Genomic DNA, 9,250 nt, shown 5'->3' on the forward strand with positions numbered 1-9,250 from the left:
GCTCGGAACCTCTTGGCTCAAGGAACCCGCACAAGAGAAAAGAAAACGGCCGACGGGTCATTCCCGCGGCCGTTCCCCAGTTCTTCTAGCTTGGCTGAAACCTTAGGCCCGAGCGTCCGGCAAGTCAAGGTAATTCGACTCACCCAAACCCGCTAACCGTCCGACAACATTAACGAAAAATGAACAGAGCGGACGCCCGCAGGCTCAGTTCCCGCTCTGGTTCTGTTCGATCTTCCGCCACTTCGCGACGTTGCGGTTATGCTCTTCCAGCGTCTCGGCAAAAGCGTGTCCGCCGCTGCCATCGGCAACGAAGAAGACATAGTTCGTCTCGGCCGGATCAACCGCCGCATCCAGGCTGGCCTGCCCAGGGTTGGCGATCGGCGTCGGCGGCAGACCCTCGATCACATAGGTGTTCCAGGGCGTCGCCCGGTTCAGCTCGCTCTGCCGCAGTCCACGGCCAAGAACTCCCTGCCCCTTGGTCAGGCCATAGATCACCGTCGGGTCGGTCTGCAGCCGCATCCCCTTGTTCAGGCGGTTCACGAAAACGCTCGCCACGTCGCGCCGCTCGGTCGGAACCCCGGTCTCCTTCTCGATGATCGAGGCGAGCACCAGCATTTCCTCCGGGCTCTTCAGCGGCAGATCCGGGTCGCGCTTGGCCCAGGCCGCCGCGATCCGCGCGCTCTGCTTTGCCGTCATCTCGTCGATCAACTCCTGCCGGGTCTCGCCGGCCAGCAGATCGTAGTTGTCCGGCGCCAGCATGCCCTCGGGCGGCACCTCGACATCGCCTTCGAGCATGTCCATGCCCTTCAGCGCCTCGACCACCTGCCAGCTGGTCACGCCCTCGGCCAGGACCATGCGATAGCGCGTGTCCTTCTGCGCCCGACGCTCGGTGAACTCGGCAGGCACCTCTGCGGCGCCCAGGTCGAACTCGGCCTTCTCGACGAACTCGTTGCTGGTCGGATCCAGCTCGCGGACCCGAACCTGGGTCCGGGTCACGCCCACCAGGTAGACGATCTCGGTGCCGCAGGTATTGGCGCCGCCCTTAGTGATGATCTCGCCGATCTGCTCCATCGAGGCGCCCTGCGGCAGCAGGTAGCTGCCGTATTTCAGCTGGTCCGCCTTGCCGTCATACCGCATCCCGACCCGGAACAGCGAGACATTGCTGACCGCGCCTTCCTCACCCAGCCTGTCGCTGACCCGCCCGATGCTGGTGCCGGGATTGACCCGGAAACAGATCGCATCGGTCAGCGGCCCTGGACCGGTGTATTGCGACTTCCCCCAAAGGACGAGCCCGGCGGCCAGGAACAGGACCACCGCCAGGAATGTCAGCATATTCGAGGCAAGTGCTCGCCACATCAGCTGACTTTCCCGAAGATCACGCTCGCATTGGTGCCGCCGAAGCCGAAGGAGTTCGACAGCGCCACGTTGATCTCGCGCTCGCGCTTGGCGTTGGGCGCGAGGTCGACCTTCGATTCGACCGCCGGATTATCCAGGTTGATCGTCGGCGGCGCCACCTGATCGCGGATCGCGAGGATCGAGAAGATCGCCTCGATCGCCCCGGCCGCACCCAGCAGGTGCCCCGTCGCCGACTTGGTCGAGGACATCGTCACCTTGCTCGCGGCATTGCCCAGCATCCGCTCGACCGCCGCCAGTTCGATGACGTCGGCCATGGTCGAGGTACCATGCGCGTTGATATAGTCGATATCCGCCGGTTCCAGCCCCGCGCTCTTCAGCGCCGCCCGCATCGAGCGTTCGGCCCCGTCGCCATCCTCGGACGGCGCGGTGATGTGATAGGCGTCGCCCGACATGCCATAGCCCAGCACCTCGGCATAGATCTTGGCGCCGCGCGCCTTGGCGTGTTCGTATTCCTCGAGCACGACCACACCGGCACCCTCGCCCATGACAAACCCATCGCGGTCGCTGTCATAGGGCCGGCTGGCCTTGGTCGGGTCGTCCGCGCGCTTGGTCGACAGTGCCTTGCAGGCGTTGAACCCGGCGATCCCGATCTTGCAGATCGCGGCCTCGGCCCCGCCCGCGATCATCACGTCGGCATCGCCCCAGCGCACCATGCGGCTGGCGTCGCCAATGGCATGTGCCCCGGTCGAGCAGGCGGTCACCACCGAATGGTTCGGCCCCTTGAAACCATAGCGGATCGAGACCTGGCCCGAGATCAGGTTGATAAGCGCCCCCGGCACGAAGAACGGGCTGACCCGGCGCGGCCCCTTCTCGGCCATCATAACGGCGGTATCGGCAATCGAGTTCAACCCGCCGATGCCCGAACCGATCAGCACGCCGGTACGTTCCTGGCCTTCCTTGTCTTCAGGCTTCCAACCCGAGTCCTCGACCGCCTGAACCGCCGCCGCGATACCATACATGATGAAGGTATCGACCTTGCGCTGTTCCTTCGGCTCCATGTAGCGGTCGGGATTGAAGGTCGCGTCGGACCCATCGCCGCGCGGCACCTCGCAGGCATAGGTCGTCGCCAGCCCCTCGGGGTCGAACCCGGTGATCGGACCTGCACCCGATTGGCCCGCAAGCAGCCGCGACCAGCTCTCCTCGACACCATCCGCAAGCGGAGTGACAAGTCCCAGCCCCGTTACCACAACTCTGCGCATCTGCTGCCCTTTCGCCTGTTGCCGTTTTTCGTATTCAGCGAGGTTTCCCAAATCGGGACGGTCTTACATTGCGCCCCCGCCTCGGGCAAGCCTGTCAGGCACCCGCCCGCTGCCGCCCGATCAGCCCGATCACCGAAGTGAGAAGCTGCGCCGCCGTCCGTGCGCCGATGCCATCGCGGTCACGCTCGGGCATGAACTCGACCAGGTCGAAGCCCGCCAGGGTGGCCTTCTCGGCCACGCCCCGTATCAGCGCCATGGCCTCGCGATAGCTCAGCCCGCCTGCCGTCGGCGCAATCACCGCCGGCATGATCGCAGGATCCAGCGCATCGACGTCAAAACAGACCACCACCCGCGCGCCCTCGGGCACCAAACCGATGGCGCGCGCGATCCCGCCCGTGTCCAGCTCATGCGCCGGGATCAGATGCGCGCCCCAGGCCTGCGCCGCCTCCAGCGCCTCCATGCCCGCCGAGCCGACACCCCGCGCGCCGACCTGCACGATCCGCTCGACATGGGCCATCTCGCTTGCCCGACGCATCGTCGAAGACAACCCCAGCCGTTCCCCCCGCACCTCGTCGCGCCAGTCGATATGCGCATCGATCTGCAGAATCGTGAGCGGCGCACCGCCGTCGAATGCCCGCAGCATCCCCAAGGGGACCGAATCGTCGCCGCCCAGCAGCACCGGCACCGCGCCATTGCCAAGGATCTGGCGCGTCGCCGCTTCGATCCGGTCGCGGTTTCCCGAGGGATCGCCCGGTTCGGTCGCGAGGTCGCCAGCATCCACCGCCCGCACGCCCTTGGGAAGCAGTGGCCCCATCAGGTCGAAGTTCACCCGCTCTACCGCGCCGGCGTAATCCGCCGACCCGGCCCGGATCGCCGTAGGTCCGCCGGCGCAATAGGCCCCGACCCATGGGTAAGGCGTCGCGCAATCGGCGCCATAGATCACGATATCCGCCGCCGCACCGACGCTCTCGGCGCGGTCCAACCCAAGGAAGGTGCCGGGCGTCCCCGACCCTCCGATCATCTCTGCCAGTGTTGCCATGTTCTCAGACGAAATCCGCTACCCGTTCCACTTCCGGCTTCGCCACGGCCAGGGCCTCGGCGATATCCACCGTCCCCTGGTAGAGCGCCCGCCCGACCAGCGCCCCGGCGATGTTGTGGATGTATTTCAGCCGCGCGATGTCATCGACCGTGCGTACCACGCCGCTCGCGATCACCGGCGTCCGGCTGAGACGCGCCAGCCCCGAGATCAGCCCCATCTGCGCCTCGACATGGGCATTGGCATCGGCCTCGATATCGGTAACGACAATCCCCGCCAGCGGCACTCCGTCGAAGGCTGCGATGAAATCCTCCGGCGTGAACGAGCTCTCGCGCCGCCAGCCGTGGGTCATCACTCGCCCGGCCTTCACGTCGACCGTCAGAACGATCTGGTCGGGGTGATACTTGGCCAGTTCCTTCACCAGGTGCGGCTCCTGCGCCGCCAGCGAGCCGACGACGATCCGCCCGGCCCCCTTGTCGATCCAGCGCTCGATCACGTCGCGGCTGCGAAACCCGCCGGCCAACTGCACCGGGATCCCGGCGGCGCGGATGATCCGTTCGGTCAGCTCGGCGTTGCGCTCGTTCCCCTCGACCGCGTCCAGGTCGGTCAGGTGCATCCACTCGGCGCCTGCGCCGGCAAAGCCCTGCGCCGTCTCCACCGGGTCGACGTCCCAGATCTGCGGCGCGTCGATCCGCGCCCGGTCCAGCGAGACGCAGCGCCCGCCCATCAGTTGGATTGTCGGATAAATAAGCATTCCGGCCTCCCTCCATCCTGCTTCATCTGTCGCCAGTCTAGCACATCCCGCCACGAGACAAGCCCCAAATGCCATGCCTCAACGCCCGACCGGCCCGTCCCTCCGCATCAGCAACATCTCCCCCGCCGCGCCGATCGGCCGGTAGCCCAGCGACTCGGCCAGGGACAGCGCCCCCTCGTTGCCTGCCGATAGCTTGGCCACCACCCCGCCGGTGACCACCCTGTCGAACCAGTCATGCGCCGCCCGCGCCGCTTCCAGCGCCAGCCCGTTATCTGCGCAATCCGCCAGCATCAGCCAGCCCGCCTGCGGATAGGTGTCGAAATCCTCGTCCACCACTTCGCTGTCAAAGAAGAATCCGACCTGACCGACGATCACCCGGCTGCGCTGCTCGACCACCGCCCATTGCCCGAATCCGGTCATCTGCCAGTGCCCGGCATTGCGCAGGAACGCCTCCCAGGCCCGCCGCCGCGGCCAGCCGTCCGAGGCCACCGGGCGCAGCGCGTCCGCCATCGCGCAAATCGCCGCAAAGCGGTCGAAATCCTCCGGCCGCATGGACCGCAGGGTCACGCGCAACGCGTTCAATGTTGGAGTGGATCGGATCATTGCGCCCGTCCTGCCGTCTGCCTCCCCCCGAACTGACTACCCGGGACGCAGAGGTGCAAGCGCTTTGTCGCCTCCGAAAGCAAAAACGGCGCGTCCCTGCCGGGGCGCGCCGTTTCCGCTTGTCTTTTCGCCGAAAGCGATCAGGCAGCTTCGCTGATGAACTTCACCGCGTCGCCGAAGGTCTGGATCGTCTCTGCCGCGTCATCGGGGATCTCGATGCCGAACTCTTCTTCGAAGGCCATAACCAGCTCGACGGTGTCGAGGCTGTCCGCGCCCAGGTCGTCGATGAACGAGGCGTTCTCGGTCACCTTGTCCTCTTCCACCCCCAGGTGCTCAACAACGATCTTCTTAACGCGGTCTGCGACGTCGCTCATGTCCGTTCCTCATTCTCTCGCGGGCGTTTGGCCCTGATATGCCCTTGCCCGCTCCGGGAGGGTTCCGTTTCGCCCCGCAAGCGGGACGCCTTGCGCCCTCTATATCGGGCATAGCAGTGCGGTGCCAAGGCCCCGCCTGCCGAAATCTGCGTCGCTATAGCACAGGAAACGACGATGGCAAACGCTTTCGCTGCGACCTCTCGACACCACATCGAACGGTCAAGCCGCCACAGATTCGTCGCTTTTGCAGGTGACGGTGAGGCAAGGACAAACACCCTCGCGCGAAAGGGACCAACAGCTTGCGATACGCCGCGATCGATTGGGAAACCGCCATCCCAAAATCCGCCGACCCGGCGGGCGTGCTGCACGAGGTTCCCGGCCTGCTCAGCGACGGCCAGATCGACATCCTCGCCCTGACCGCCACGCTGGCGATCTTCGCAGCCTATGCCCTGCTCCGGCGCGGCGACACCGAGGAACAGCTCCCCGAACCGCCGCGGCTACAGCTTGCGCCACCCAGGCCCGTCACGACACCGCTGGCCTTGGTGCGCCGACGCACCCGCCTGCGAACCCGGCCGCTGACGCAGCTGCGAACCAAGGCGGACTGACCGCCTCAGAGCATCGCCATGCCGCCGTTGACGTGCAGCGTCGCGCCGGTGACGTAACCGGCTTCCGGGCTGGCGAGGTAGAGCACCGCCGCCGCCACCTCGGCCGCCTCGCCCATCCGCCCGGCGGGCACCTGGGTCAGGATCGCCGACTTCTGGTCATCGTTCAGCTTGTCGGTCATCGCCGTCGTGATAAAGCCCGGCGCCACCACGTTCACGGTGATGTTGCGGCTTGCCACCTCATAGGCCAGCGCCTTCGACATGCCGACCATGCCCGCCTTCGACGCCGCATAGTTCCCCTGCCCCGGGTTGCCAGTCGCGCCCACCACCGAGCCGATGTTGACGATCCGCCCCCAGCGCGCCTTCATCATCCCACGCAGGCTGGCGCGGCACAGGCGGAAGGTCGCCGTCAGGTTGACGTCGATCACGCTCTGCCATTCCTCGTCCGACATCCGCATAAACAGGTTGTCGCGGGTGATCCCGGCATTGTTCACCAGGATATCGACCGCCCCCATCGCCGCGGCCGCCTGCTTCGGCAACTCCGAGACCGCGTCGAGGTCGGAAAGGTTGCAGGGCACCACATGCGCCCGCTCGCCAAGTTCGTCGGCCAGCTGCTGCAGCGGCTCGACCCGCGTCCCCGACAGGGCCACGGTTGCCCCCGCCCGGTGCAGATGCCGTGCGATCTCGCCGCCGATGCCGCCCGAAGCGCCGGTCACCAGCGCGCATTTTCCCGTCAGATCGAACATGTCCTGCTCCTGTCCGTTACGCGGCAAGATCTTTCGAAGGATCTTGCCAAAATTCTCGAAAATTCTTGGCCCAGCCGTCAGCCGGCCAGGCCCATAGCGGCCTTCACATCTTCGGGCGTGCCGACAGCCTTGCACTCGATCGACTTCTCGATCCGCCGGATCATCCCCGAAAGCGCCTTGCCGGCACCCACTTCCCAGATCTCGGTGACGCCGCTTGCGGCCATGGCCAGCACGCTCTCGCGCCAGCGCACAGCGCCCGTCACCTGCTGCACCAGCAGTTCGCGGATGCGGGCCGGGTCACTCACCGGCCCGGCGATCACATTGGCGATCACCGGCACCTTCGGCGCGGCGATCTCGACCCAGGCCAGGGCCTCGGCCATGACCTCGGCAGCGGGCGCCATCAGCGCGCAGTGGAACGGAGCGGAGACCGGCAGAAGGATCGCCCGCTTGGCGCCCTTGCCCTTGGCAATTTCCACTGCCCGTTCAACCGCCGCCTTATGGCCCGAGACCACCACCTGTGCCGGATCGTTGTCGTTGGCCGCCTCGCAGACCTCACCCTGGGCCGCCTCGGCCGCGACCGCGCGCGCGCCCTCAAGATCCAGCCCGAGCAGCGCGGCCATGGCACCCACACCGACCGGCACCGCCTGCTGCATCGCCCGACCACGCGTGCGCAGCAGCCGTGCCGCGTCACCGACGCCAAGCGCACCAGCCGCCGCCAGCGCCGAATACTCACCCAGCGAGTGGCCGGCCACGCAGGCCGCCGAGGCGATATCGAAGCCTTCGGCCTCCAATGCCCGCATTGCCGCCATCGAGGTCGCCATCAGCGCCGGCTGCGCATTCTGGGTCAGCGTCAGCGTCTCGATCTCGCCGCCCCAGATCAGCCCGCTGAGGTCCTCGCCCAGCGCCGCATCAACCTCTTCGAAAACCGCCTTGGCTGCGGGATAGGCCTCGGCAAGCGCCTTGCCCATTCCGATCGCCTGCGCCCCCTGTCCGGGGAATACCAGTGCTCTGCTCATCGCGCGCTCTCCTGTTTTCTCCGCAATAGCCCGCGCAACCGCGCAAGGCAACGGCGGGAGAACCGGCCCGCCCCGGCCGATAACCGCTTGCCCCTCCTGCCAATCGGTGTATACGGCACCATCCCTTTGCACGTATTCGAACCGCGCAGACTCTCGTGGCGGGGCCGCAAAGGGACCTGGCCCCACCTATGAAATGCGCCTTGATAGAAGCAGGAGTACACATGCCGCTTTACGAGCATGTCATGATTGCGCGTCAGGACTTGTCCAACACGCAAGCCGAAGGCCTCATCGAACATTTCAGCGCCGTGCTGTCCGACAATGGCGGCAAGCTCGTGGATCACGAGTACTGGGGCGTCAAGACGATGGCCTACCGGATCAACAAGAACCGCAAGGGCCACTATGCCCTGATGCGCTCCGACGCACCGGCCTCCGCCGTCCAGGAGATGGAGCGCCTGATGCGCCTCCACGACGACGTGATGCGCGTCCTGACCATCAAGGTCGACGAGCACAAGGAAGGCCCCTCGGTCCAGATGCAGAAGCGTGACGAGCGCGACCGTGGCGATCGCGGTGACCGTGGCGACCGCGGCGAACGCCGCGAGCGCCGTTGATCCAGAGCTTGAGAAAAGGACAATAAATCATGGCCGTGAAACCGTTTTTCCGTCGCCGCAAGGTTTGCCCCTTCTCGGGTGACGACGCCCCCGCCATCGACTACAAGGACACCCGCCTGCTGCAACGCTACATCAGCGAACGCGGCAAGATCGTGCCCTCGCGCATCACCGCCGTCTCGGCCAAGAAGCAGCGTGAACTGGCCCGCGCCATCAAGCGCGCCCGCTTCCTCGCCCTGCTTCCCTACGCCGTGAAGTAAGGAGAACCTCCGATGCAAGTCATTCTTCTGGAACGCGTGGCCAAGCTCGGCCAGATGGGCGACGTTGTCGACGTCCGCCCCGGCTTCGCCCGCAACTACCTGCTGCGTCAGGGCAAGGCGCTGACTGCCTCCGAAGCCAACATCAAGAGCTTCGAGAACCGCAAGGCGCAGCTCGAGGCCCAGAACCTCGAGACCCGCAAGGAAGCCGAAGCCCTTGGTGAACGCCTCGACGGCCAGCAGTTCGTCGTGATTCGCCAGGCCTCCGACGGCGGCGCACTCTACGGCTCGGTCACGCCCCGTGACGCGGCCGATGCGGCCACCGAAGGCGGCTTCACCGTCTCGCGCAAGCAGATCGTCATCGCCCGCCCGATCAAGGAACTCGGCCTGCACACCGTGCACGTCTCGCTCCACCCCGAGGTCGAGGTGACGATCACCCTCAACGTCGCGCGTTCGCCTGAAGAGGCCGAACTGCAGGCGTCGGGCAAATCGATCCAGGAACAGGCAGCCGAAGAGCAGGCCGCAGCCGACTTCGAGATCGCCGAACTGTTCGACGACATCGGCGGTGCCGCCGGCGACGACGACCAGCCGCGCATCGACGGCTGATCCTGTCGGATCCCGAATGCGAAAGCCGCGCCCCAA

12 protein-coding genes are annotated in these 9,250 nt (G+C 66.2%); 4 read left to right on the forward strand and 8 right to left on the reverse strand.

Annotation, left to right across the window (positions count from 1 at the left end; translation table 11 throughout):
• Nucleotides 1-204: 204 nt before the first annotated feature.
• The 6 genes from mltG to IE266_RS11345 all read right to left on the reverse strand — a co-directional run bounded on the left by mltG (nt 205) and on the right by IE266_RS11345 (nt 5,382).
• Nucleotides 205-1,356, reverse strand: a complete 1,152-nt coding sequence (gene mltG, locus IE266_RS11320; RefSeq protein WP_189680202.1) for an endolytic transglycosylase MltG — start codon at nt 1,354-1,356, stop codon at nt 205-207.
• Complete coding sequence (gene fabF, locus IE266_RS11325; protein ID WP_189680203.1) at nt 1,356-2,615, reverse strand: beta-ketoacyl-ACP synthase II; 1,260 nt, start codon at nt 2,613-2,615, stop codon at nt 1,356-1,358. Before fabF ends, mltG begins: the two co-directional genes overlap by 1 nt.
• 94 nt (nt 2,616-2,709) lie before the next feature.
• Nucleotides 2,710-3,654, reverse strand: a complete 945-nt coding sequence (locus tag IE266_RS11330; protein ID WP_189680204.1) for an arginase family protein — start codon at nt 3,652-3,654, stop codon at nt 2,710-2,712.
• A gap of 4 nt (nt 3,655-3,658) precedes the next feature.
• On the reverse strand, nt 3,659-4,405 hold the full coding sequence (locus tag IE266_RS11335) for a 1-(5-phosphoribosyl)-5-[(5-phosphoribosylamino)methylideneamino]imidazole-4-carboxamide isomerase (RefSeq protein ID WP_189680205.1): 747 nt from the start codon (nt 4,403-4,405) through the stop codon (nt 3,659-3,661).
• A gap of 78 nt (nt 4,406-4,483) precedes the next feature.
• Entirely contained in the window at nt 4,484-5,008 is a 525-nt protein-coding gene (locus tag IE266_RS11340; protein WP_189680206.1) for a GNAT family N-acetyltransferase, read from the reverse strand.
• 140 nt (nt 5,009-5,148) lie between these two features.
• Entirely contained in the window at nt 5,149-5,382 is a 234-nt protein-coding gene (locus IE266_RS11345) for an acyl carrier protein (RefSeq protein WP_189680207.1), read from the reverse strand.
• A 299-nt stretch (nt 5,383-5,681) separates the two neighbouring features.
• On the opposite strand from IE266_RS11345, the gene IE266_RS11350 reads away from it, so the two are divergent.
• A complete protein-coding gene (locus IE266_RS11350) occupies nt 5,682-5,987 on the forward strand; it encodes a hypothetical protein (protein WP_189680208.1) in 306 nt (101 codons plus the stop codon).
• A gap of 5 nt (nt 5,988-5,992) precedes the next feature.
• Here IE266_RS11350 and fabG read toward each other — a convergent pair whose 3' ends face one another.
• Together fabG and fabD are read right to left on the reverse strand one after the other, a co-directional pair.
• On the reverse strand, nt 5,993-6,730 hold the full coding sequence (fabG, locus tag IE266_RS11355; protein ID WP_189680209.1) for a 3-oxoacyl-ACP reductase FabG: 738 nt from the start codon (nt 6,728-6,730) through the stop codon (nt 5,993-5,995).
• Nucleotides 6,731-6,807: 77 nt separating this feature from the next.
• Nucleotides 6,808-7,746 carry an ACP S-malonyltransferase gene (fabD, locus tag IE266_RS11360; RefSeq protein WP_189680210.1) on the reverse strand — a complete coding sequence of 313 codons (939 nt, stop codon included), beginning with the start codon at nt 7,744-7,746 and terminating at the stop codon, nt 6,808-6,810.
• A gap of 221 nt (nt 7,747-7,967) precedes the next feature.
• On the opposite strand from fabD, the gene rpsF reads away from it, so the two are divergent.
• The 3 genes from rpsF to rplI are packed head-to-tail and all read left to right on the forward strand — an operon-like array spanning nt 7,968 to nt 9,214.
• Nucleotides 7,968-8,354, forward strand: a complete 387-nt coding sequence (rpsF, locus tag IE266_RS11365; RefSeq protein ID WP_189680211.1) for a 30S ribosomal protein S6 — start codon at nt 7,968-7,970, stop codon at nt 8,352-8,354.
• Between the two features lie 29 nt (nt 8,355-8,383).
• A complete protein-coding gene (gene rpsR, locus IE266_RS11370) occupies nt 8,384-8,611 on the forward strand; it encodes a 30S ribosomal protein S18 (protein WP_189680212.1) in 228 nt (75 codons plus the stop codon).
• A 12-nt stretch (nt 8,612-8,623) separates the two neighbouring features.
• Entirely contained in the window at nt 8,624-9,214 is a 591-nt protein-coding gene (gene rplI, locus IE266_RS11375; RefSeq protein WP_189680213.1) for a 50S ribosomal protein L9, read from the forward strand.
• Nucleotides 9,215-9,250 lie beyond the last annotated feature (36 nt).

Source organism: Seohaeicola zhoushanensis, assembly GCF_014656415.1.
GTDB lineage: Bacteria > Pseudomonadota > Alphaproteobacteria > Rhodobacterales > Rhodobacteraceae > Seohaeicola_A > Seohaeicola_A zhoushanensis.